Genomic DNA, 23,334 nt, shown 5'->3' with positions numbered 1-23,334 from the left:
GTCAAAAAACAAATGCATGTTCAAATCCGGTCCAGCGTTTTGTCGAGCCAGGCAAAGAAGCCGCGCGCGCCGTCAGTGTTTTCAGCCAAAGGGATCATCGGCGCGGCGCTGGCCAACGATGTGCGGGCGCGTGGCGGCAGATATTTGTTGGTCGGCCGCGTCTCCTGCTCCGGCATCAGGTCAAAACCGCCCCGTTCCGCCACCATCACCGACACCTCGGATGTAGGATCGCCGAGATCGCCGTAATGGCGGGCATTGGCCGGGCACGTGCGCACGCAGGACGGCACCCGGTCCTCCTGCTGCAGGGTTTCATTGTAGATGCGGTCGACGCACAGCGTGCATTTCTTCATGACACCTGCCGCCAGGTCCATCTCGCGTGCCCCATAGGCGCAGGACCAGGCACACAGACCGCAGCCGATGCACTTGTCCTCGTCGACAAGCACGATGCCATCCTCGGCGCGTTTGTAGGAGGCACCGGTCGGACAGACGGTGACGCAGGGCGCATCTTCGCAATGTAGGCAGGATTTCGGAAAATGCACCACTCGCGCATCGCCCGCCTCGCCGATCACCTGTCCGCCGTCCGGCACCACCTCAAAGCTGTGAATGCGGTTAAGAAAGGTGCCGGAAACATCGTCGCCATAGGGATGCTGGTCCGACAGCGCATTGCCATAAGCGCCGGTGTTCCATTCCTTGCAGCTGATGACGCAGGCATGGCAGCCGACACAGACATCGAGATCAATGACAAGGCCAAGCTTCTTGGCACTGCGGGTTTGCGGCAGGCTGGTCATGCCGTCCACTCCTGTCCGTAACGTAGCTGGTCCACCGGTTCCGGCTGGCTGCCGGGCCGGTGCAGCGTTGAAAAATGCGGCTCGCTCACCGCCTCACCCGCCTCCGCCTTCTCGATGCGCACGCGCAAATCGTACCAGGCCGCCTGCCCGGTAATCGGATCGGAATTCGACCAGCGCATGCCATCGGCTTTCGACGGCAGCAGTTCATGGATGAGATGGTTGAGCAGAAAGCCCTTGGTCGCCTCCGGCGCATTCTTGTCGAGCGCCCAGGCGCCGCTGCGCTTGCCGATGGCATTCCAGGTCCACATGGTCCTGCCGTTCACCGCCTCGGTGCGCGCGATCTCACATTTGATGCGGCCATGATGCGACGTTACCCACACCCAGTCACCATCCTTCAGCCCCAGTTCGTCGCAAATGCCGCCGGGCACATAGAGCGAGTTCTTGGTGTGGATCTGCCGCAGCCAGGCATTCTGCGAGCCCCAGGAGTGATACATCGCCATGGGGCGCTGCGTGATCGCGTGGTACGGGAAAGCCTCGGTATCGACACCCTGTTCCTCGAACGGCCGGTACCACAGGGGCAGCGGATCGAAGCATTCGAGCAGCCTCTCCCGGTATTGTTCCGGCGCAACCGGCTTGCGGGTGCCCAGCGCCGACAGGCGGAATTTTTGCAGCGTCTCCACATAGAGCTGAATCGTCACCGGCTGCGGCGTATCGAAAAAGCCGGTATCGATGGCGAACTGCTGGTAGGCGGCATTGTGGTGCTTGAAATACAGCGCCTCCTCCGGGATGTGCTTCATCCAGAAAGCGCCGTTGCCGATATAGTTCTTCAGCTGGTCCGGGTTCGGCGTTCCGCGCCCCTCGCCCGCCCCATCCGCATCGCGCCAGCCCGACAGCGGACCGATGCCCGGCTTGCGTTGGTGATTGACGATGTAGTCGGCGTAATCCTTGTAGAGCGCGCCGCCCTGTTCATTGACGAAACCCGGCAATTTCAGCCGCGCACCGAGATCGATCAGCACCGACTGGAAACCGCGCACATCGCGGTCAGGCTCCAGCACCGGCCAGCGGATGGCATCGCAGGCGGCTTCCGGCTCGGAAATCGGCCGGTCGAGCAGCGAGATGCAGTCGTGCCGCTCAAGATAGGTCGTGTCGGGCAGCACCAGATCGGCATAGGCGACCATCTCCGAGGAATAGGCGTCGGAATAGATGATCTTCGGAATTTTGTACTCACCCGTCGCCTCGTCGCGTGCTTCCAGCATTTTGATGGTGCCGCGCGTGTTCATCGACGAATTCCACGCCATGTTCGCCATGTAGAGGAACAGCACGTCCACCGGATAGGGATCGCCCGCATGGGCATTGGCGATCACCATATGCATCATGCCATGCGCGGACAGCGGCGCTTCCCACGAAAAGGCCTTGTCGATGCGCTGCGGCTTGCCATCCGCATCGACCAGCAGGTCTTCCGGCCCAAGGGGATAGCCGAGATGCGGCCCGGCCAGCGGCTTGCCCGGCGTCACATGTTCCGCCCGGCCGTGCGGGCGCGGATGTGCCGTGGCCGGTTTCGGATAGGGCGGCTTGTAACGATAGCCGCCGGGGCAATCGATGGAGCCGATGATCGTCTGCAGCACATGCAGCGCCCGCGCCGACTGAAAGCCGTTGGAATGGGCCGAGATGCCGCGCATGGCATGAAAAGTCACCGGGCGGCCGATCATGACCTCGTGCTGCTCACCCTTCATGTCGGTCCATGGCTGCTCGAGGATGATCTCCTCCTCGAACGCCACCCGCGCGATTTCCGCCGCAAGGCCGCGAATGGTGGCTGCCGATACGCCAGTTTCAGCAGCGACGGCATCGGGCGCATATTGCGGATCAAGGTACTTTTCCGCCATCAGCCGCAGGACGCTGCGCACCTTGCGGCCGTCATCCGTGGTGAAATCGGCGTTGAGATCGGCAACATGTCCCGGCTCGTCAAAACGCACCAGCGCACCCGTCTTGCGGTCGCGTACCAGCGCCTTGCCAAGATCGTCACGCAGGAACAGTCCGTGATCCTCCTTGCCCTCGTCGTCAATCACCAGCCACGGCGCATTGGTGTAGCGTTGGAGATAATCGAGATCGATCTGGCCGTTGCGGAACAGTTCATGAATGATCGCCAGGATCAGCAGCCCGTCCGTACCGGGACGGATCCCGATCCAATTGTCGGCCACCGCGGAATAGCCCGTGCGCACCGGGTTGACCGAAACGAACCGCGCGCCGTTCTGTTTCAGCTTGGAAATACCCATCTTGATCGGGTTGGAATCATGATCCTCGGCCACGCCGAACAGCACGAACAGCTTTGTCTTGTCCCAGTCGGGCGCCCCGAATTCCCAGAACGCGCCACCGATCGTGTAGATGCCCGCCGCCGCCATATTGACCGAACAGAACCCGCCATGGGCGGCGTAGTTGGGCGTGCCGAAATTCTGCGCCCAGAAACTGGTCAGGGCCTGCGACTGGTCGCGGCCGGTGAAGAAGGCCAGCTTCTGCGGCGCGGTCTGACGAATCGGCTGCAGCCAGTCGACGGCAAGCGACAGCGCCTCCTCCCAGCTGATTTCCTTGAATTCGCCCGATCCGCGCGGGCCGGTCCGCAACAGCGGCGCCCGCAGCCGCGCCGGCGAATAATGCTGCATGATTCCGGCCGAACCCTTGGCGCACAGCACCCCCTTGTTGATCGGGTGATCGCGGTTGCCTTCGATATAGCGGACCTTGCCGTCCTTCAGATGCACATTGATGCCGCAGCGGCAGGCGCACATGTAGCAGGTTGTCTTGGCGATTGTGTCACCCACCGGCGCCGACAGGGCAATGTACGGTTCGGTTTGCATGGGGTGATTGCCTCGCTTGTCACAGAATCCCTGTTTTATAAGAACAATTCCAATCCACCAAACACACAAGCGACATTGCACAAGGAAAACGGCATTTGTGATTGCAACAAGTTGCTACTTGCCAAATCAGGACATGGCCTGATTTGATATACCAATGGATGAAAAACTCTCCCGTGCCATTGAAAAACGCCGTGACGATCTTGTCGCGCTGACCCGTGATCTCATACGCTTTCCCACGGTCAATCCGCCGGGTGAAGCCTATACGCCCTGCGCCGAATTTATCGCGCAACGGTTGAAGAAGAGCGGTTTCGAGACCCAGCTGATTCGCGGCGAAGGCACACCCGGCGATACGGACCGCTATCCGCGCACCAATATCGTCGCGCGCTTTGACGGCCGGACACATGGCCAGACCGTGCATTTCAATTCGCATATCGACGTGGTCGATGCGGGCGAAGGCTGGACAGTCGATCCGTTCGAGGGCGTGGTAAAAGACGGGAAAGTCTACGGGCGCGGCGCCTGCGACATGAAGGGCGGGCTTGCCGCTTCGATCATCGCCGCCGAGGCCTTTCTTGAAGTCTACCCCGACTTTGCCGGTTCCATCGAGATTTCAGGCACGGTGGACGAGGAATCCGGCGGTTTCGGCGGCGTCGCCTATCTCGCCAGCAAGGGCTTTTTCTCAAAACCGCGCGTCGACCACGTCATCATTCCCGAGCCGCTGAACAAGGACCGCATCTGCCTCGGCCATCGCGGCGTCTGGTGGGCCGAGATCGAGACCAAGGGCGAGATTGCCCATGGCTCCATGCCGTTTCTCGGCGATTGCGCCGTGCGCCACATGGGCGCGATTCTCGACGCCTTCGAAAAGGAACTGTTTCCGGCGCTCGACAGGAAGCAGACCCGCATGCCCGTGGTGCCCGAGGGCGCAAAACGCTCCACCATGAACATCAACTCCATCCATGGCGGCCAGACCGATGATTACTCCGGCCTGCCCTCGCCCAATGTGCCGGATTCCTGCCGCCTGACCATCGACCGGCGTTTCCTGCTTGAGGAAGACCTGGCCGAGGTGAAGCGCGAGGTGACGTCGATCCTCGACCGGCTGCAATGGGAGCGGCCGAAATTCCACTACAACATCCGCGACATCATGGAGGTGCAGCCATTGATGACCGAGCGCGATGCGCCCGTGGTCACCGCCGTGGCGCAGGGCATCCGCGACGTCTTCGGCAAGGAGCCGGAATATGTCATTTCGCCGGGCACCTATGACCAGAAGCACATCGCCCGCATCGGCCTGCTGCATGACTGTATCGCCTACGGGCCGGGTATTCTCGACCTCGCCCACCGGCCCGACGAATATGTGGGCATCGAGGACATGGTCGAGTCGGCAAAGGTCATGGCGCTCGGCCTGAAAGTTCTGCTGTCCGGCTCAATCTAGGCATGGTTCTCAAAACAAAAATGTGCTGATCTGCACGGGGTTTACGGCAAAGTCCTTGGGAGACGTTGAATGAACAAATTCTGGAAGTCGGCCCTTGCGGCCAGCGCGCTTGTCCTGCTTTCCGCCACCGCATCCCTTGCCGCCAAAACCGACCTCGTGCTGGGCGTCGTCCTGGAACCGCCGCACCTCGATCCGACCGCCGGTGCAGCCACGGCGATTGGTGAAGTGGTCTACGCCAATGTGTTCGAGGGGCTGACACGCATCAATGCCAAGGGCGCGGTTCTGCCCGCCCTCGCCGAGAGCTGGACCGTGTCGGACGACGGCAAGATCTACACCTTCAAGCTGCACAAGGACGTGAAATTTCACGATGGCACGGCCTTTGACGCTCAGGATGTCAAATTCTCGCTCGACCGGGCGCGCGATGAAAAATCCGTCAACCCGCAAAAGCCGCTGTTCGCGGCCATCGACACGGTGGAGGTCGTCGATCCGCTGACCGTCAAGGTCACGCTCAAACAGCCCAATGGCGATTTCCTCTACAATATGGGTTGGGCCGCCGCAGTCATCGTCGCGCCGGAAAGCGCCGATACCAACAAGGAAAAGCCCGTCGGCACCGGGCCTTTCAAGTTCGATACCTGGGCCAAGGGCTCGCAGATCGTCATTTCGAAAAACCCCGCCTACTGGGGCACACCCGCTGCCCTTGACAAGGCGACGTTCCGCATCATCCCCGATCCGGCCGCCGCAACGGCAGCGCTGCTTGCCGGCGACGTGCAGGCGTTCCCTGTGTTCCCGAGTTATGAGGCCGTGCCGCAGTTCCAGGCCGATCCGCGCTTCAAGGTGGTCATCGGCACCACGGAGGGCGAGACCGTCCTTGGCATGAACAACCAGAAGCCGCCCTTCGACAATCTCAAGGTCCGGCAGGCGATCGGCCACGCCATCGACCGCAAGACCCTGATCGACGGCGCCATGTTCGGCCTGGGAACGCCCATCGGCTCGTTTTTCCCGCCGCACCATCCCGCCTATATCGACCTGACGGCCGAGTCCGCCTACGATCCGGCACTGTCAAAGAAACTGCTGGCGGAGGCCGGTCATCCCGACGGCTTCAAGACCACGCTGAAACTGCCGCCTCCCGTCTATGCCCGCCGCGGCGGCGAGATCATTGCCGCGGAATTGCGCGAAATCGGCATCGAAGCGGAAATCATTCCGGTGGAATGGGCGCAGTGGCTGGAGCAAGTGTTCAAAGGCAGGGATTACGACATGACCATCGTGTCGCACACCGAGCCGAACGACCTCAACATCTTCGCCCGCGACAATTACTATTTCAACTACACCAGCCCGGCCTTCCGCGAGGTGATCAAGCAGATCGAGGCGACCTCCGATACGGCCAAGCGCACCGAACTCTACCAGCAGGCGCAAAAAATTCTGGCTGCCGACGCCCCGGTCGCCTTTCTTTTCCAGCTGCCGAAAACCGGCATCTGGGATGCCAAGATCGAAGGACTGTGGGAAAACGGCCCCATCCCGGCCAATGACCTGACGGCAGTGAAATGGGCGGAATGATCCATCAAAAAACCACATCAGTACTTCCATGCTGAACTACGTGTCGAAGCGGATTCTGATCGGCATCCTGACGCTGCTGGCCGCTTCCGTCGTCGTGTTCATCGTGCTGGACGTCGTGCCGGGCGATCCGGCGCGGCTGATGCTCGGCATGAACGCCACCGAGGAAGCCGTGCGGGCCTTGCAGCAGCAGATGGGGCTCGACCAGCCCCTGCTCGTCCGCTATGCCAGCTGGATCGGCGGGCTCCTCGTCGGCGATTTCGGCAAATCCTATACCTATTCGGTTCCCGTCCTGAACCTCATCACCGAACGCATCGCCGTTTCCCTGCCGCTGGCGCTGATTTCGCTGTTCCTGTCGACAATCATTGCCATTCCCGTCGGCCTGTTTTCCGCGTCGCGGCGCGGCACGATGGCTGACAGCGGCACGATGGCGATTGCGCAGGTCGGCGTTGCCATTCCCAATTTCTGGTTCGCGCTGCTGCTGGTCTATGTTTTCGCCGTCAGCCTGCGCCTCGTTCCCGCCGGTGGCTTTCCCGGCTGGAATGCCGGTGTCTGGGCCGGGTTCAAATCACTGATCCTGCCCTCCATCGCGCTTGGCCTGCCGCAGGCCGCCATCCTTGCCCGCGTCACCCGTTCCGCGCTGCTCGACGTGCTTGGCGAGGATTACATCCGCACGGCGCGGGCCAAGGGCCTGACCCGCCGCAAGGTGCTGTACCGGCACGCCCTGCGCAACGCCCTGATCCCGGTTCTGACCATTCTCGGCCTGCAGTTCGCCTTTCTGCTGGCCGGTACGATCATCATCGAGAATGTCTTCTATCTGCCCGGCCTCGGCCGTCTGGTGTTCCAGGCGATCACCCAGCGCGATCTCATCGTGGTCCAGGGCGTCGTCATGCTGCTGGTCGCCACCGTCATCGTCGTCAATCTTCTGGTCGATCTCTCCTATGCGCTGGTCGATCCACGCCTGCGGGGCCGCTCATGAGCGCGCCCACGGAATGGCAGGCCAACATCTCGAAGGCCTTTTCCAACCGGTCCTTCGTCATCGGCCTGACGATCACGGTCCTGCTGGCATTGATGGCGGCGCTGTCCTTCGTCTGGACACCCTATGCCGTCGGCTCCTTCGACATTCTCGGCAAGCTGAAACCGTCGTCCTCGGCCCATTGGCTCGGCACGGACCATTTCGGCCGCGATATCCTGTCGATGATCATGGTCGGCAGCCGCAATTCCATCGCCGTTGCCTTTGTCTCCGTCGTCATCGGCGCAGGCATCGGCGTGCCGCTCGGCCTGTGGGCAGCGGCCCGCGGCGGCATGATCGATGAAGCCCTGATGCGCTTCAACGATCTCGTCTTCGCCTTTCCGGCCCTCCTCTCTGCCGTCATGATCACGGCCGTGTTCGGCCCCGGCGCGATCAACGCCATCATCGCCATCGGTATCTTCAACATTCCGGTCTTCGCCCGCGTCGCCCGTGGTGCGGCGCTGTCGCTGTGGCCGCGCGAATATATTCTGGCTGCCCGCGCAGCGGGCAAGAGCAGCCTGCTCATCACCGTCGAGCACATCCTGCCCAACATGATGAACATTCTTGTGGTGCAGGGCACCATCCAGTTCTCCCTCGGCATTCTGGCGGAAGCGGGCCTGTCCTATGTCGGCCTCGGCTCGCAGCCGCCCATGCCGAGCTGGGGGCGGATGCTGTTCGAGGCGCAGACCATGATCGGCCTGGCGCCGCACATGGCGCTCTATCCCGGCCTCGCCATCGTCATCACCGTGCTCGGGCTCAATCTTCTCGGCGATGGCCTGCGCGATGTTCTCGACCCGAAAATGCGGCGGGAGCGGTCATGAACCTACTTGAAATCAGCAAGCTGACCCTGCGCATCGGCGCGTTCGAAGCCCTGAAAGGCATCGACCTTTCGGTGAGGACAGGCGAAATCCGCGCGCTTGTCGGCGAATCCGGTTCGGGCAAATCCATGACGGCGCTGAGCATCATGAAGCTGCTGCCGGGCGGCGCGCGGACCGGCGGGCAAATCAACTTCGGCGGCAAGGATCTGCTCACAGCCAGCGAAGCGGAGATGTGCCGCCTGCGCGGCAACGAGATCGGCATGGTGTTTCAGGAGCCGATGACCGCCCTCAACCCGGTCAAGACAATCGGCGAACAGGTGGCCGAAGGCATCAGGCTGCACACCGGCGCAACCCGCGCCATCGCCGAGGAACAGACGCGTGCTATTCTGGATCGTGTCGGTCTTCCCTCAACCCAATTCCCGCTCAGCCGCTATCCGCACGAACTGTCCGGCGGCCAGCGCCAGCGCGTGGTGATCGCCATTGCCTGCGCACTCAAACCGCGCCTGCTGATTGCCGACGAACCCACCACCGCGCTCGACGTCGTCCTGCAGGCGCAGATTCTCGACCTCCTGCAGAGCCTCGTCGACGAGGAACGGATGGGTCTGCTGCTGATCAGCCACGACCTCGCCGTGGTCGCGGGCATGGCCCATTCGATCACCGTGCTGCGGCATGGCGAGGTCATGGACACCGGCGAAACCACGCAGATCCTGAGCGAGCAGACGCATCCCTACACGCGCCAGCTGGCACAGGCCTCGATGCATGTACCGGAGCGCACGGCGCATCACCTCACCCTGGCAACCCCGGATGGCCCGTTGCTGGCGATCCGCAACCTCACGCGCACCTATCCGGGCCGCCGCAAGGGACTGTTCGGCCGCGATCCGGATTTCCGGGCGGTGGACGACGTCACCTTCGATATCAAGCCGGGGCAGTCCACGGCCCTTGTCGGGCGGTCCGGCTGCGGCAAGTCCACCCTCGCCCGCATGGTTCTGGCGCTTGACCGGCCGACCGACGGCCAGATTCATTTCGCCGGGCGACGCATCGACAAGCTGACGCCGGACGATCTGCGCCCGGTGCGGCGCAACATGCAGGTGGTGTTTCAGGACCCCTACGGCTCCTTCAATCCGCGCCACAAGGCCGAGCGTCTGATCGCGGAGCCGCTCTATCTGCTCGACCGTGAATTGTCCGACGGCGAGCGGCGCGACCGGGTGCACCGCGCGCTGGAGCGAGTCGGCATCCCGCGCGCCGACAAGGACAAATATCCGCACGAGTTTTCCGGCGGCCAGCGGCAGCGGCTCGCCATTGCCCGCGCCATCATCACCGAGCCGAAACTCATCGTCGCCGACGAGCCGGTATCCGCTCTCGACGTGTCGATCCGCGCGCAGATTCTCGATCTCTTCGCCGACCTCAACGACCGGCTGGGCATCGCCTATCTGTTCATCACCCACGATCTTGCCGTGGCGCGGGCCATTACCGATACGGTCATGGTGATGTCCGAGGGCAAGATTGTCGAGCGCGGCAAGACCGAGGAAATCCTGCGCCAGCCGCTGTCGGAAGCCGGCCGGGCACTGGTCCGCGCCTCACCCGACCTGCACAAGGCCCTCGCCCGCCGGATCACCGAACAGGGCTAAAACAGTCCAAGGAAAAACAGGACCAGCAGCACGCCCATGAAAAGCGCTGTCGCGGCGCTGTAGACGCGCAGCGCCGCATCGATGTGCGCGGCACCGGCATCGCGATGGCCTGATCCGTTGAGCATCGGCTCGTTGGCAACCACGCCGCCGTAGATGCGCGGTCCGGCAAGCGCGACATCGATGGCCCCGGCCATGGCCGCCTCTGGCCAACCGGCATTGGGCGAGCGATGCAGCCGCGCATCGCGCATCATCACGTCGAACGAACGGGCTGCGGCTTTTCCGCCATGCACGATCCACGCGGCCGCGGCGATCAGCAATCCGGTCAGGCGTGCCGGAATCCAGTTGGCGACATCATCCAGCTTGGCGGCGAACCGGCCAAAGTCGCGATGCCGGTCATTGAGATGGCCGATCATCGAATCCGCCGTGTTCAGCATCTTGTAGGCGAGAAGCCCCGGCAGGCCGAGCAGCGCAAACCAGAAGGCCGGGGCAATGATCCCGTCTGACGTGTTTTCGGCAAGGCTTTCAATCGCAGCGCGCGTGATGGCCGCCTCGTCGAGCACCTGCGGATCGCGCCCGACAATCATCGACACGGCGCGGCGCGCACCCACCAGCCCGTCATTGCGCAGCGCATCGGCAACCCGTGCGACGTGCTCGCCCAGGCTCTTCTGTGCCAGGAATACCGCGACGATCAGGGCTTCGATCAGCCCGCCGAACGGCGGAATCATCGTCAGCGCCCAATGGATCAGCACGCCGATACCAGCGGCGGCAAGCAGGAGGACGAGCATGGAAAGAAAACCGTTGCGGCGCTTTTCCGCCTCGGTATATCCAGCCCTGTTGAAACGCTTGTCGATGAAGGCGATGGCGTTGCCGAACAGCACGACGGGATGCGGCACCCGCTGCCACAGCCAGTCGGGATCGCCGACATAACGGTCCGCCAGGAGGGCAAGAAACAGAATCAAAAGGTTGATTTCCATGGATGATTCGATCCCGTTGATTCAAAATCTCAGCTTCGCACAGCGTCCATGGCTATAACGGCACGCTGCCGGAATGTCTCTGCGTCATTCTCATCCAGTGGCAGGCCAAAGCGCAACCACTGCGGCGCATAGGCGAATTTGCGCACCAGCACGTGCTGCGCGCACAAGGCCTCGAACAGGGCATGGGCGCGCCCGTGCTCGACCAGCGCAAACAGATCGGTACCGGCGATTTCCTTCAGGCCGACCCCCGAAAAAACCGCCGAGAGGACCTTGCGCCGCCGGGTCAGCCGGGCGCTGAAAGCGGCAAGCGCTGACGCGTCGGCAAAGGCGTGCCGGGCAATCGCCAGCGCCGGACCGGAGACGGCCCACGGCCCCATGCGCTCCGTCAGCTTCGCCGCAAGCGGCGGGCTGGTCAGGGCAAAACCGAGCCGCAGGCCGGCAAGGCCGAAGAACTTGCCGAAGGATTTGAGCACGATCAGGCCATCGCGCCCGCACTGCGCGGCAATGCTCGTTTCGGGATGCGGGTCGGCAAAGGCTTCATCGACGATCAGGAAACCGCCGCGCGCCTGCAATGCCCCGGCAAGCGCAATCAGCGTGTCCTTCGCAACAATGCGGCCATCCGGATTGTTGGGATTGACGATGACGGCGACCTTGGCGGAATGCGGAATGCCGGAGACGTCGGCGCACGGTGTCACCATCCAGCCTGCGCGCTCGAACGAGGACTGGTGTTCCTGATAGGTCGGACCGACGATCGCTACCTCGCCGCGATCCGTCAGATCCGGCATGATCTGGATCAGCGCCTGCGTGCCCGGCGCCGCGGCAATGCCTGCACCCGCCGAGGCGCCGTAGTAAACACGGGCTGCCCCGAGCGCCGCTGCCAGCAGGTTTTCATCGGGCAAACGGTTCCACGCGTCCGGATGAATGGACGGCAGCGGAAAGACCTCCGGGTTGATGCCGGTGGACAGGTCGATCCAGTCTTCGCGCCGCCCGCCAAACCGGCTTATGGCACGATCAAGCGCGCCGCCATGCTCAATCTGCATCATCCGGCCATATCGATCATGTGCATGTAGGAACCCGATACCGAGCCGACCCGCAGGCCCGCCTCGCCCAGATCCTCGCCCAGCGCATCGCGGACGCGAAACAGCCGCGCGGCGTCCCCTTCGCGCACAATGCTGGCATAGTGGAATTCATGCGCGGTGAAGGGAAACGGAAACGGCGAAGCGGCCAGCGGCTCGATCCGCCGGTAGCCCAGATGCATCCGGCGCTCGGCAAAGCTGGTCTGCAGCGGCAGCAGGCCGAGCATGCCATGGGCTTTTCCGGCGGCATCCTCGATGCTTTCGCCCAGCACCATGTAGCCGCCGCATTCCCCGTAGACCGGGATGCCGCGCTGCGCCGCCTGGCGGATACCGGCGGTAAAATTGGCAGCCGCAGCCAGCTGTTCCGCATAAAGTTCGGGATAGCCGCCGGGCAGATAGACCGCATCGCTGTCCGCTGCCGGGGTTTCGTCGTTCAGCGGCGAAAAGAAACTGATCTGCGCACCGCGGCGGCGCCAGCCATCGAGCAGATGCAGGTAGGAAAAGGCAAAGGCATTGTCGCGCGCCACGGCAATGTGCTGGCCGAGCGGCGGCACGCGCGCAATATTGGCCATGGAGGCGACGGGACCCAGACGCCCGGCGATCTGCTGCAGCGCGGCAAGGTCGATCTGCCTCCCCATGACCTCACCCGCATGGGCCATGAACGCATCGAGCGCGCAATGCTCCCCCGCCTGCACCAGCCCGAGGTGACGCTCCGGCAGATGCAGCCTCGGGTCGCGCGCAATGGCGCCGAGAACCGGAATGCCGACCGGCTGCAACGCGGCGCGCAGCATGGCCTCGTGCCGGGCGCTGCCGACGCGGTTGAGCACCAGCCCGGCGATCATCAGCGTGCGGCGGAAATCCCGGAAGCCGCTGACCACGGCGGCAATCGAATGCGACTGCTTTGCGCAGTCGAGCACCAGAATGACCGGCAGCGACAGACGCACGGCGAGATCGGCAGCGGATCCCTTGCCGTCCAGCGCACCGTCGAAAAGCCCCATCATGCCCTCGACCACCAGCGTCTTGCCGCCTTCCGCATGACGCGATGCCAGGGCGCTGATCAGGTCGGGCCGCATGGCCCAGGGATCAAGATTGATGCAGGGCACACCGCTGGCCACGCTGTGATAGGCCGGATCGATATAGTCGGGACCCGCCTTGGCCGGCGCGATTTTCACGCCGTCATCGCGCAGCGCGCGCAGCAAACCCAGCGTTACCGTGGTCTTGCCGCTTCCCGATGCCGGGGCGGCGATGACAAAGCCCTTCATCCCGCATCCTTTTCGCGGCGTGTTCCCAGCGGATCGACCTGCAGCACACGCCCGTCCAGCGCCCCCAGCCAGTCGAGCGCATTGCGCAGGCGCACCACCTCGCCGATGACAACGATGGCGGGCGGGCGCAGTCCCGCCTGTTCCACAGCGTTCTCGGCCTGCACAAGGGTTGTTTCCAGCACTGTCTGCGCGCCCGTCGTGGCATTGCAGACAAAGGCCATGGGTTCGTCCTTCGCGCGGCCCGCCGCCATCAGCTTGGCGGCGATGACGCCGATATGCTTCATCGCCATGTACATGACGATGACGGAGGAACCCTTGGCGATGCTCGCCCAGTCCATCGTATCGGGAATGAGGCCGGTTGCGTCGTGGCCGGTCAGGAAGGTCACGCTCTGGTTGGTCTCGCGGTGGGTCACCGGAATGCCCGCATAGGCGAGCCCGCCGATACCGGCGGTGATTCCCGGCACGATTCGGAAGGGAATGCCGTGTTCGACCAGCGTCAGCGCTTCCTCGCCGCCCCGGCCGAAGACGAAGGGATCACCGCCCTTCAGGCGCAACACCCGCTTGCCGGCCTTGGCCAGTTCCACCAGACGCAATGAGATATCGCGCTGCTGCGGCGAAGGCTTGCCGCCGCGCTTTCCGGCATATTCGAGTTCCGCGTCCGCCCGGGCAAAGGAAAGGCATTCCTCGTTGACCAGCGCGTCATAGACAATGGCATCGGCCTGTTCGAGCGCATTGACCGCATGCAGCGTCAAGAGCCCGGGATCACCCGGCCCGGCCCCGACAAGCCAGACATGACCCGTTTCGAACTTCGGCAATTTTGACGTCACTGCGCTCATCGCGCTCCCCGTATCTGTTGCATCGCGCATAGCATAATTTTCCGCATCGCAAGCATGAACTTATCGGAAAAATCATGCAACTCTATCCCAAGCTGGTCTATAAGACGCGCATGAGCGACGAACCCGATGCCGGATTGCGAAAACCAGACGATGCCAAACCTGCTCCCCTGCGCCGGGGCTGGACCACGGGCGCCTGTGCGACCGCCGCAACCAAGGCCGCGCTGATTGCCCTGATCACGGGTGAATTTCCCGATCCGGTCGCCATTATCCTGCCGAAGGGCGAGGTCCCGCATTTTCCGCTGGCGCTCGAATCAATCGGCGACGGCTATGCCATCGCCGGGATCGTCAAGGATGCCGGCGATGACCCCGATGTCACCCACGGCGCCACCATCATCTCCACGGTCCATCCCGCCGCTCCCGGCAGCGGTATCCAGTTTGTCGCAGGCGAAGGCGTTGGCACCGTCACCCTGGCGGGCCTGCCGATTCCGCCGGGTGAAGCGGCCATCAACCCCGTGCCGCGCGCCATGATGACCGCCATCTGCGAGGAAATCTGCGCCCAGTACGACCTGCCCGCCGATCTTGTCGTGACCATCTCCGTACCGGAAGGCGAGGAACTGGCCAAGAAAACCTGGAACCCGCGTCTCGGCATTGTCGGCGGCATCTCCATTCTCGGCACCACAGGCATCGTCCACCCGTTTTCCTGCGCGGCATGGATACACTCGATCCATCGCGGCATCGACGTATCCCGCGCGGCCGGGCTCACCCATGTGCTGGCGGCAACCGGTTCGACCTCGGAGGATGCGGCGCAGGCGATCTACAATCTGCCTGATATCGCGCTGCTCGACATGGGCGATTTCGCCGGGGGGCTCCTCAAATATCTGCGGGTCCACCCCATCGACCGGCTGACCATCGCGGGCGGCTTCGCCAAGCTGACCAAGCTGGCACAGGGCGCGCTCGACCTGCACTCCGCCCGCAGCCAGGTCAGCATGGCATTTCTGGCCGATGAAGCGGAAAAGCTTGGTTTCGACAAGGATATGAGGGAGCGGATTCTGAATGCCAACACCGCGCAGGAAGTGCTTGAAATGACTCAAGGGCTGGGCATCGACCTGCCGAAATCCATCGCCGGAAAAGCCAAGGCCGTGGCGCTTGCCACCCTCAGGGGTGCGCCTGTCGAGGTGGAAATAATCGTAACCGACCGCAAGGGGACAATCCTTGCCCGCCTCTGATCGTCCTGTGCTCATCCTTGGCGGCACGGCGGAAGCGGTCAAGCTTGCTGCCGCGCTTGTCGCCCTTGGCTATCGGACAATCTCATCGCTCGCCGGCCGCACCAGCAATCCCGGCAGGATCGACGGCGACGTGCGCACCGGCGGCTTTGGCGGCGCGGACGGCCTTGCCGCCCATATCCGCAGGGAAAACATAGCCCTGCTCGTCGATGCGACCCACCCCTTCGCCACGCAGATATCGGACAATGCACGCGCGGCGGCGGATGCCACGGGCGTTCCCTTCGTCCGGTTGGAGCGGCCGGACTGGCAGCGCAAGCCTGGGGATGCCTGGACCAGCGTCACAAGCCTTGAAGAAGCGGTTTCCGCCATTCCCGCCAAGGCCCGGATATTGCTGGCGCTCGGCCGCCAGCACATCGCACCCTTCTCCAGACGAAGCGACGTGTACTTCGTCGTGCGCATGATCGATCCGCCGGAAACGCCGCTCGACCTGCATGATTTCGAGCTGGAACTGTCCAAGCCGGGCAAGAAGGATGAGGAAGCCGCGTTTCTCACCCGCAAGCGCCTCACCCATATCGTCTGCCGCAACTCCGGCGGCGCGGCATCCTATGCCAAGATCGCCGCGGCGCGCGAACTTGGCTTGCCGGTCATCATGATCGAGCGGCCGCACCGCCCCGCCGGTCACACCCTGCCCGACACATCAGGCGTTCTGCGGTTTATTGAGGAAACGCTGGGCTAGCGGCAAAGGTGTTGGGCATGGCTTGTGGTGCGTGGTTCGACAAGCTCACCATGAGGGATGGAGTGGGCTGCAGGGAGCCATGTTCTGCAAAGTCTGCGATTCGCCTTGCAGGCAACCATCTCCCTCATGGTGAGCTTGTCGAACCACGCACCCACCGGAAAGCCAACTATTCCGAGCGTGACCGCAAAGTGTGGTTGTGATCCTTGTGGTAAAGCGCGGAATCGCGGAACGCATCCGCCGACAGGCCCTTGCCGACAAAGATCATGGCCGAGCGCGTCAGGCCCGACTCCCGCACTTTCCCGGCAATATCCGCCAGCGTGCCGTGAATGAACTGCTCGTCCGGCCAGCCGACACGGTAGGCCACGATAACAGGACAATCGGCGCCGTAGAGCGGCACAAGATCGGTCTCGATCCGCTGGAGATTGCGGATGGAGAGGTGAATGACAAGCGTCGCGCCGGATTTGCCCAATGTCACGAGATCCTCGCCTTCCGGCATGGCCGAGGACTTCATCGAGGTGCGGGTGAGAATGATGGTCTGGCACACTTCGGGAACCGTCAGTTCCTTTTTCAGCGCAGCGGCGGCGGCGGCAAAGGCCGGAACCCCCGGCGTCACGTCATAGTCGATGCCGAGCGCATCGAGGCGGCGCATCTGCTCGGCCACCGCGCCATAGATGGAGGGATCGCCGGAATGCACCCGCGCCACATCCTTGCCTTCCGCATGCGCCCGCTCGAATTCGGCGATGATCTCGTCCAGCGTCAGCGACGAGGTATCGACAACGCGCGCGCCCTCCGGCACTTCGGCCACCATTTCCGGCGGCACCAGCGACCCCGCATAGAGGCAGACCGGGCAGGACTGGATCAGTTTCAGGCCGCGCACGGTGATGAGATCGGGGGCGCCGGGCCCGGCACCAATAAAATGAACCGTCATTGTCTATCTCTTTCTTGCCAATGCAGCCGTTGCATGGGCGGATTTTGTCTTACCGATCACCAGCGCGCCGTCCGGTCCTGCAGCGGCGAGCGCTGCCGCTTCCGCGACGCCGTGGCTGCCTGTCAGTTCGAAGACGCGCCGGGAGGGGTTGGCAAGGCGGGGCGTTTCCCGCTCCAGGGTTGCCGCATCGAAGCACAGGAACGGCAATTGCCAAAGCACGGCAAGCGCAACCATTGCCGGTTCACCCGCGCGCGCATCGAGGGAATAGATGCCCGCAAGATCGCCGGGTTTTACTCCGCCCGCATGCAGCACGGACTCGGCAAGGCCGCGCAATTCCGCCGGATCGCATCCCCGCTCGCATCCAAGGCCCAGCGTGTAACGGGCTGCGCTCTCCGGCCTATCAACCATCAATGGTGCTTGTGAAGCTCTTCCGGCGTCACGCCCAACAGATCGGCCGTGCGGCGGATGAGATTGGCTTCCTTCGGATCGAGATCGTCATCGGCATTGGCGATCGTCAGCAGGTGCCGCAGCAGCATGACCTTGCGCTCGAACGGCACATCGGCAAAAGCCAGCGCCGCCTGCTCGCTGGAGGTCTCGTAGCCGAAATCCTTCAGATAGTCGGCCACTTCGCCGAATTCTTCGGGAGCAATGCCAAAATCATTGGAGGCAATGCGCAGGATCGCCGCATATTCCGACTTTTCGGTCTTGCCGTCAGCCAGCGCCACATGCATCAGAAGCAGGAGTTCCGCCGTCAGGACCGGGTCATCGGCAACCTTCTGCACGGCACTCTTTGCACCAAGAAATGCGGTGATGCGATCAAAGATGCTCTCGCTCATTGTACCCCCAAACTGTCTTCACGCGATAGATCGCAGCCCCGGCGGCTGAATTCAAGTGCGCAAACAACACACTACGGTGCTATTCGCACACATCGATTGACTGCGCGCACAAATGCTCTCGCCAAAGCCGAAATTCCCTCTATGGTCCGGCGCATTCTCAAAGAGTCTCCCGCCATGCCCGCCTTCTTCGACAATGTTCCCGTACTTCTGATCCTTGCCGGCTTTGCCGCCGGTTTCATCGATTCCATTGCCGGAGGCGGCGGCCTGATCACCGTTCCGGCCCTGCTTCTGGCCGGCCTCTCGCCGGTGGAATCGCTGGGGACCAACAAGCTGCAATCGCTGTTCGGTTCCACCTCGGCAACCATAGCCTATGCCCAAAAGGGCCACGTGAACCTGAAGAAGCAGCTTCCATCGGCGTTCATGTCATTCCTCGGTGCGGTGGCGGGTGCCCTCCTCGCCGGCTTTCTGCCCGGCGATCTCCTGCGCGCCTTCCTGCCGGTCCTATTGATCACCATCGCGCTGTATTTTGCCCTGAAGCCCAACATGGGCGATATCGACCGCGCCCACCGGATGACGCCGTTCCTGTTCGGCCTGGCCATCGTTCCCTTAATCGGATTTTACGACGGCGTGTTCGGACCTGGCGCCGGTTCGTTCTTCATGCTCAGTTTTGTCTCGCTGGCCGGTTACGGCCTGCTGAAGGCAACGGCCCACACGAAACTGCTCAACCTTGCCTCCAATCTCGGCGGCTTCACCACCTTCGCCTTTCTCGGCGTCATCAACTGGAAGGTCGGCCTGTGCATGGGTGTCGCCCAGTTCATCGGCGCGCGGGTCGGCGCGGGGCTGGCGATGAAGAACGGCGCAAAAATCATCAAGCCGCTGCTGGTGATCGTCTGCCTGGCGCTGGCGACAAAGCTGCTTCTGGACCCGAGCAATCCGATCCGCCTGTGGCTCGCCACGCTGTTTTAGCAGCGTGGCATGAACATCCCCTCTAAAACTCGATGCCCTTCTGCGCCTTGATACCGGAACGGAACGGATGCTTGATCATTTCCATTTCGGTGACGAGATCGGCAAACTCGATCAGTTCGTCCTTGGCATTGCGCCCGGTGATGATGACATGCTTCATATGCGGCTTCTGCTTGAGCACATCGATGATTTCCTCCACCGGCAGATAGTCGTAGCGCAGCGCGATGTTCAGCTCATCGCACAGGACAAGATCGGTTTCGTCATCGAGGATCATTGTCTTCGCCTGTTCCCAGGCATCCCGGGCCATGGCGATATCGCGGGCACGGTCCTGGGTTTCCCAGGTGAACCCCTCGCCCATGGCCGAGATGGTCACCTGTTCGGGAAATTTCTCCAGAACCCAGCGCTCGCCGGTATCCCACGAACCCTTGACGAACTGGATCACGCCGATCTTCATGCCGTGGCCGAGTGCGCGGAAGACGACGCCGAAACCGGCGGTCGACTTGCCCTTGCCCTTGCCGGTATTGACGATGACCAGGCCCTTTTCATCGGTCTTGGTGGCAAGGATCTTGTCGCGCACGGCCTTCTTCTTGCGCATCTTGTCGGCGTGGCGCGCGTTGACTTCCTCTTCGGTCAGGTTCAACAGTTTCTGTGATTTTTCAGCCATTTGGCGTCTCCTTCCGAATCATTGTCTCAGGCGGCAAGCATGCCGAGTTCATAGCGCGCCGAGTTCGACCGCGGGGTCCAGAAGCCGCGTTGCACGGCCTCCTCCAGCTTTTCGGCGATATCCCGCAGCGCATGCGGGTTCTTGTCTTTCAGGAATGTCCGCACATCCTCGTCCATCAGGAACGCCTGATAGACCGCCTCGAAATGGTGCGTGCGCACGGCACCCGTCGTGGCGGCGAAGGCGAAGAGATAGTCGACCGTTGCCGCCATCTCGAAGGCGCCCTTATAGCCATGGCGCATCACCCCGGCGATCCATTTCGGGTTGGTCACGCGGCCGCGCACGGTTCGCCCGATCTCTTCTTCGAGCGTGCGGATCACAGGCTTTTCGGGACGCGAATGATCATTGTGGTAGATGGTCGGACGGTCGCCCGACAATTGCTCGACTGCCGCCGACATCCCGCCCTCGAACTGGTAGTAATCGTCGGAGTCGAGCAGATCGTGCTCGCGGTTGTCCTGATTCTGCACCACGGCCTCGACGGTGCGCAGGCGCTCTTCGAGCAGGCCGCGCTCGGCCTTGCCCTCCTCACCCGCGCCATAGGCATAACCGCCCCAGACCAGCCACGCCTCGGCAAGGTCGTCGCGCTTGTCCCAGGCTTTTTCGTCGATCAGCGTCTGCAGGCCGGCACCATAGGCACCCGGCTTCGACCCGAACACACGAAAACCCGCCCGCTGCTTTGCCGTCTTCTCGTCGGCACCCTCCGCCACAAGCCGCGCCTGCTCGCTGCGCATGCGCAGGGCAATGGGATTGTCTTCCGCGTCTTCGGGCAAAGCGCCGACCGCCCGCACCGCCGTGTCGAACAGTGCAATCTGGTCGGGAAAAGCATCGCGGAAAAAGCCGGAGATGCGCAAGGTCACGTCGACACGCGGACGGCCAAGCACGGCGGGCGGGATGATCTCATATCCGGTGACGCGCCGCGAAGCCATGTCCCAGACCGGCTTGACGCCGATCAGGGCCAGCGCCTGTGCAATGTCATCGCCGCCGGTGCGCATGTTCGATGTGCCCCACGCGGTCAGCCCCAGCGAGGTCGGCCATTCGCCATGATCCTGCGTGTAGCGGCGGATCAGCAGTTCAGCCGATTTCTGCCCGAGTTCCCATGCGGCGGGTGTCGGTACGGCGCGGCTGTCGACGGAAAAGAAATTGCGACCGGTCGGCAGAACGTCCGGGCGGCCGCGTGTCGGCGCGCCGGAGGGTCCCGGCGCCACAAAGCGTCCGTTCAGCGCCGTCATGAGCCCTGCCATTTCGGCTGCGCCGCAGGCCATCACAGCCGGATGCAGGGTCGTGCGGATACCGTCCAGAACCGTTTGCGTTGCCTGCCAATCCCTGGGGCAAGCGGTTTCACCGGCCACCAGCCGGGCCGCCAGCAACTCGATGCGCTCCACCGTATCGCCCGCAATGCGCCATGGCTCGCTGGTGACGGCGTTCAGAATTTCGGGCCGTTCCGCACTCCAGGGCGCGGCCATGTCGCAATCCAGCGGATCGAAACCGGCAAAGCCGAGATCAGCGGCGATGGCGCGCTGCAGGCTCTGATCGGCGCCAACACCCGAACCGCGCGGCACGCGCGCCAGCGCGACCACCAAATCGGTGAGCAGGCGCCCCTCCGGCGACAGACCGAAAATATGCAGGCCGTCGCGGATCTGCATTTCCTTGAGGTCGCAGAGATAGGCGTCGAGTTTCTGCAGGGCGAGATCGTCAGGATCGTGATCGTGAATGCCCGCATCGCTGTCGAGACCGATATCGCGGACGAGATCAAGAATCTGCACCTTGAGGCGCACAAGGCGGCGCGGATCGACGCCGGAGGCTTCGTAATATTCGTCGACCAGCGCTTCGAGGTCCTTCAGCGGCCCGTAGCTCTCGGCCCGGGTCAGCGGCGGCGTCAGATGATCGATGATGACGGCGGCGGAGCGGCGTTTTGCCTGCGTGCCCTCGCCCGGATCGTTGACGATGAACGGATAGATATGCGGCACCGGCCCCAGCACCGCCTCGGGGAAACAGGTTTCCGACAGCGCCAGCGCCTTGCCCGGCAGCCATTCGAGATTGCCGTGCTTGCCCACATGCACGATGGCATGCGCATCGTAGACACCGCGCAGATAGGCATAGAAGGCGAGATAGCCATGCGGCGGCACCAGATCGGGCGAATGATAGGTGTCCTTCGGATCGATATTGTAGCCGCGTGCCGGCTGGATGCCGACCAGCACCGCGCCGAACCGGCTGAGCGGCAGCGCAAAGCCGCGCGCCGCATCGAGGAAGAACGGATCAGCATCCGGCGCACCCCAGCGCGCCGTCACCTTTTCCTGAATCACTTGGGGAAGCGATTGAAAGAAGCTGTTGTATTGATTCAGCGAAATCGTCTCACGGATGGCGCGCCCGTCGCTGGCCGCATTGGTCGGGCCCGCCATCAGATGGTTGATCAGCGCTTCGCCATCGGCGGGCATATCGGCGATATCGTATCCGGCATCGCGCATGGATTTCAGCACCTGCCATGTACCCGCAGGGGTGTCGAGCCCGACGCCATTGCCAAGCCGCCCGTCCCGGTTGGGATAGTTGGCCATGACGAGCGCAACGCGGCGCTCGTCCGGTTTGCCCGTGCGCAGGCGTGCCCAGTTCGCCGCGAGATCGGCAACGAAGGCGACACGGTCGGCCTGCGGTTCATGCATGACGATATTGGCCTGCACCGCCTCGTCGAAATGCTGCGCCGACTTGAATGAGACCGCACGCGACAGCACCCGGCCATCCACCTCAGGCAGGGCAACATTCATCGCCAGATCGCGGGCGGAAAGCCCCTGATCCGACTGGCGCCACTGCTCGGCGCTGGAGCCGGAGAAGATGACCTGCAGCACCATCGCGCCGTCATGTTCAAGCACGGTCGGCTTGCGCGCGGAACCGGGTGCAGACACGGCAAACCCCGTGGCATTCAACACCACGGCGGGCGGCGCTTCGTCAAAGATGCTCTCCAGCGTGGCGATGGAAACCGGATCCTTCAGGCTGGAGACGAACACCGGCAGCGGATTGAGCCCCTTAGCGCGCAACGCATCAAGCAAAGCCGCCACAGGCTGGGTCTGGCCGCTCTGCACCAGCGCCCGGTAGAAGCAGATGGCAATGACAGGCGCGCCGTCCGTCCAGTCACGGCGCATCGCGTCCAGCGAGGGTGCTGAATTGCCGGGCCACCATAACCCGGCCTTGAGCAGGGGCGCAGCCTCCTGCGGCTTCTCGCCGGAAGACATCAACGCCGCGCAATAGTCGAGGAAGCGCTGGGCATTCTGCGCCCCACCCTCCAGCAGATAATGCCAGAGCGCATCGCGATCATGCCGGGCGACGGTCGAAAACCGGTCGAGCCCCGGATCGGGCTTGTCATCCCCCGGCAGCACCGCAAGCTGCACCTTGTGATTGACCGCGCAGGCATGCAGCGCTTCGAGGCCATAGGGCCAGTAGCTCTCGCCGCCGATCACCCGGACGACGATCAGCCTGGCATGGCGCGCCGTCCGCTCGACATAGGCATCGACGGACATCGGGTGCGACAGGCTCATCATATTGGCAAGGCGCAGCGAAACCGCGCCGTCGCCCTGCCGCCGTGCGGCGGCAAGGCTCGCCAGTTCCGTATCGGCGGCGGACAGGAACAGCACATCTCCCGGCGTCTGGCCGAGGTCGATGGCCTCGGTGCCTTCAGCGATGGTGCCTTTCTGGGCAAGCAGGAGATGCATTCAATA

The 23,334-nt window shown here is 63.2% G+C and carries 19 protein-coding genes; 8 read left to right on the top strand and 11 right to left on the bottom strand.

Features of this window, described 5'->3' with window-relative positions; all coding sequences use genetic code 11:
* Positions 1 to 20 precede the first annotated feature (20 nt).
* Together ACZ25R_RS09590 and ACZ25R_RS09585 are read right to left on the bottom strand one after the other, a co-directional pair.
* Positions 21 to 788, bottom strand: coding sequence for a 4Fe-4S dicluster domain-containing protein (locus ACZ25R_RS09590; protein ID WP_472460830.1), 768 nt, complete (start codon positions 786 to 788; stop codon positions 21 to 23).
* On the bottom strand, positions 785 to 3,637 hold the full coding sequence (locus tag ACZ25R_RS09585; RefSeq protein ID WP_472460829.1) for a molybdopterin oxidoreductase family protein: 2,853 nt from the start codon (positions 3,635 to 3,637) through the stop codon (positions 785 to 787). The genes ACZ25R_RS09590 and ACZ25R_RS09585 overlap by 4 nt, the downstream gene beginning before the upstream one ends.
* A gap of 154 nt (positions 3,638 to 3,791) precedes the next feature.
* On the opposite strand from ACZ25R_RS09585, the gene ACZ25R_RS09580 reads away from it, so the two are divergent.
* From ACZ25R_RS09580 to ACZ25R_RS09560, 5 genes are all read left to right on the top strand, one after another.
* A complete protein-coding gene (locus tag ACZ25R_RS09580) occupies positions 3,792 to 5,063 on the top strand; it encodes an acetylornithine deacetylase/succinyl-diaminopimelate desuccinylase family protein (protein WP_472460828.1) in 1,272 nt (423 codons plus the stop codon).
* A 69-nt stretch (positions 5,064 to 5,132) separates the two neighbouring features.
* Positions 5,133 to 6,617 carry an ABC transporter substrate-binding protein gene (locus tag ACZ25R_RS09575; protein ID WP_472460827.1) on the top strand — a complete coding sequence of 495 codons (1,485 nt, stop codon included), beginning with the start codon at positions 5,133 to 5,135 and terminating at the stop codon, positions 6,615 to 6,617.
* Positions 6,618 to 6,645: 28 nt separating this feature from the next.
* Positions 6,646 to 7,593: an ABC transporter permease gene (locus ACZ25R_RS09570; protein WP_472460826.1), complete on the top strand. Its 948-nt coding sequence runs from the start codon at positions 6,646 to 6,648 to the stop codon at positions 7,591 to 7,593.
* Positions 7,590 to 8,447, top strand: coding sequence for an ABC transporter permease (locus tag ACZ25R_RS09565; protein ID WP_472460825.1), 858 nt, complete (start codon positions 7,590 to 7,592; stop codon positions 8,445 to 8,447). The genes ACZ25R_RS09570 and ACZ25R_RS09565 overlap by 4 nt, the downstream gene beginning before the upstream one ends.
* Positions 8,444 to 10,072, top strand: a complete 1,629-nt coding sequence (locus ACZ25R_RS09560) for an ABC transporter ATP-binding protein (RefSeq protein ID WP_464661132.1) — start codon at positions 8,444 to 8,446, stop codon at positions 10,070 to 10,072. Before ACZ25R_RS09565 ends, ACZ25R_RS09560 begins: the two co-directional genes overlap by 4 nt.
* Here ACZ25R_RS09560 and cbiB read toward each other — a convergent pair.
* The 4 genes from cbiB to cobA are packed head-to-tail and all read right to left on the bottom strand — an operon-like array spanning position 10,069 to position 14,250.
* Entirely contained in the window at positions 10,069 to 11,046 is a 978-nt protein-coding gene (cbiB, locus tag ACZ25R_RS09555) for an adenosylcobinamide-phosphate synthase CbiB (RefSeq protein ID WP_472460824.1), read from the bottom strand. The two genes, ACZ25R_RS09560 and cbiB, sit on opposite strands and share 4 nt — an antisense overlap.
* 29 nt (positions 11,047 to 11,075) lie before the next feature.
* A complete protein-coding gene (gene cobD / locus ACZ25R_RS09550) occupies positions 11,076 to 12,086 on the bottom strand; it encodes a threonine-phosphate decarboxylase CobD (RefSeq protein ID WP_472462465.1) in 1,011 nt (336 codons plus the stop codon).
* Positions 12,086 to 13,384, bottom strand: a complete 1,299-nt coding sequence (locus ACZ25R_RS09545; protein ID WP_472460823.1) for a cobyrinate a,c-diamide synthase — start codon at positions 13,382 to 13,384, stop codon at positions 12,086 to 12,088. Before ACZ25R_RS09545 ends, cobD begins: the two co-directional genes overlap by 1 nt.
* The gene (gene cobA, locus ACZ25R_RS09540) at positions 13,381 to 14,250 is read right to left on the bottom strand and encodes a uroporphyrinogen-III C-methyltransferase (RefSeq protein WP_472460822.1); all 870 of its coding nucleotides are present in this window, start codon (positions 14,248 to 14,250) and stop codon (positions 13,381 to 13,383) included. The genes ACZ25R_RS09545 and cobA overlap by 4 nt, the downstream gene beginning before the upstream one ends.
* Before the next feature lie 80 nt (positions 14,251 to 14,330).
* Here cobA and ACZ25R_RS09535 point away from each other — a divergent pair, with 80 nt between their 5' ends.
* Complete coding sequence (locus tag ACZ25R_RS09535) at positions 14,331 to 15,446, top strand: cobalt-precorrin-5B (C(1))-methyltransferase (RefSeq protein ID WP_472462464.1); 1,116 nt, start codon at positions 14,331 to 14,333, stop codon at positions 15,444 to 15,446.
* Entirely contained in the window at positions 15,433 to 16,179 is a 747-nt protein-coding gene (locus ACZ25R_RS09530; RefSeq protein WP_472460821.1) for a cobalt-precorrin-6A reductase, read from the top strand. Before ACZ25R_RS09535 ends, ACZ25R_RS09530 begins: the two co-directional genes overlap by 14 nt.
* Positions 16,180 to 16,345: 166 nt before the next feature.
* On the opposite strand, the gene cobM is transcribed toward ACZ25R_RS09530, so the two are convergent.
* Genes cobM through ACZ25R_RS09515 form a run of 3 tightly spaced genes read right to left on the bottom strand, consistent with a single transcriptional unit; the run spans position 16,346 to position 17,943 of the window.
* On the bottom strand, positions 16,346 to 17,107 hold the full coding sequence (gene cobM, locus ACZ25R_RS09525) for a precorrin-4 C(11)-methyltransferase (RefSeq protein WP_472460820.1): 762 nt from the start codon (positions 17,105 to 17,107) through the stop codon (positions 16,346 to 16,348).
* Between the two features lie 3 nt (positions 17,108 to 17,110).
* On the bottom strand, positions 17,111 to 17,515 hold the full coding sequence (locus ACZ25R_RS09520; RefSeq protein ID WP_472460819.1) for a cobalamin biosynthesis protein: 405 nt from the start codon (positions 17,513 to 17,515) through the stop codon (positions 17,111 to 17,113).
* Positions 17,515 to 17,943 (bottom strand): tellurite resistance TerB family protein, encoded by a 429-nt coding sequence (locus ACZ25R_RS09515; protein ID WP_472460818.1) that lies wholly within the window; start codon positions 17,941 to 17,943, stop codon positions 17,515 to 17,517. The genes ACZ25R_RS09520 and ACZ25R_RS09515 overlap by 1 nt, the downstream gene beginning before the upstream one ends.
* 174 nt (positions 17,944 to 18,117) lie before the next feature.
* Here ACZ25R_RS09515 and ACZ25R_RS09510 point away from each other — a divergent pair, with 174 nt between their 5' ends.
* Positions 18,118 to 18,909: a TSUP family transporter gene (locus ACZ25R_RS09510; RefSeq protein ID WP_223612847.1), complete on the top strand. Its 792-nt coding sequence runs from the start codon at positions 18,118 to 18,120 to the stop codon at positions 18,907 to 18,909.
* A 22-nt stretch (positions 18,910 to 18,931) separates the two neighbouring features.
* Here the strand turns inward: ACZ25R_RS09510 and cobO are convergent, their stop codons facing one another.
* On the bottom strand, positions 18,932 to 19,570 hold the full coding sequence (gene cobO / locus ACZ25R_RS09505; RefSeq protein ID WP_223612846.1) for a cob(I)yrinic acid a,c-diamide adenosyltransferase: 639 nt from the start codon (positions 19,568 to 19,570) through the stop codon (positions 18,932 to 18,934).
* A 26-nt stretch (positions 19,571 to 19,596) separates the two neighbouring features.
* A complete protein-coding gene (gene cobN, locus ACZ25R_RS09500; protein ID WP_472460817.1) occupies positions 19,597 to 23,328 on the bottom strand; it encodes a cobaltochelatase subunit CobN in 3,732 nt (1,243 codons plus the stop codon).
* Positions 23,329 to 23,334 lie beyond the last annotated feature (6 nt).

It is taken from the genome of Phyllobacterium sp. RCAM01083, assembly GCF_055685835.1.
The sequence above is the reverse complement of the archived record's forward strand: the minus strand, read 5'-3'. Positions and strand labels throughout refer to the sequence as shown.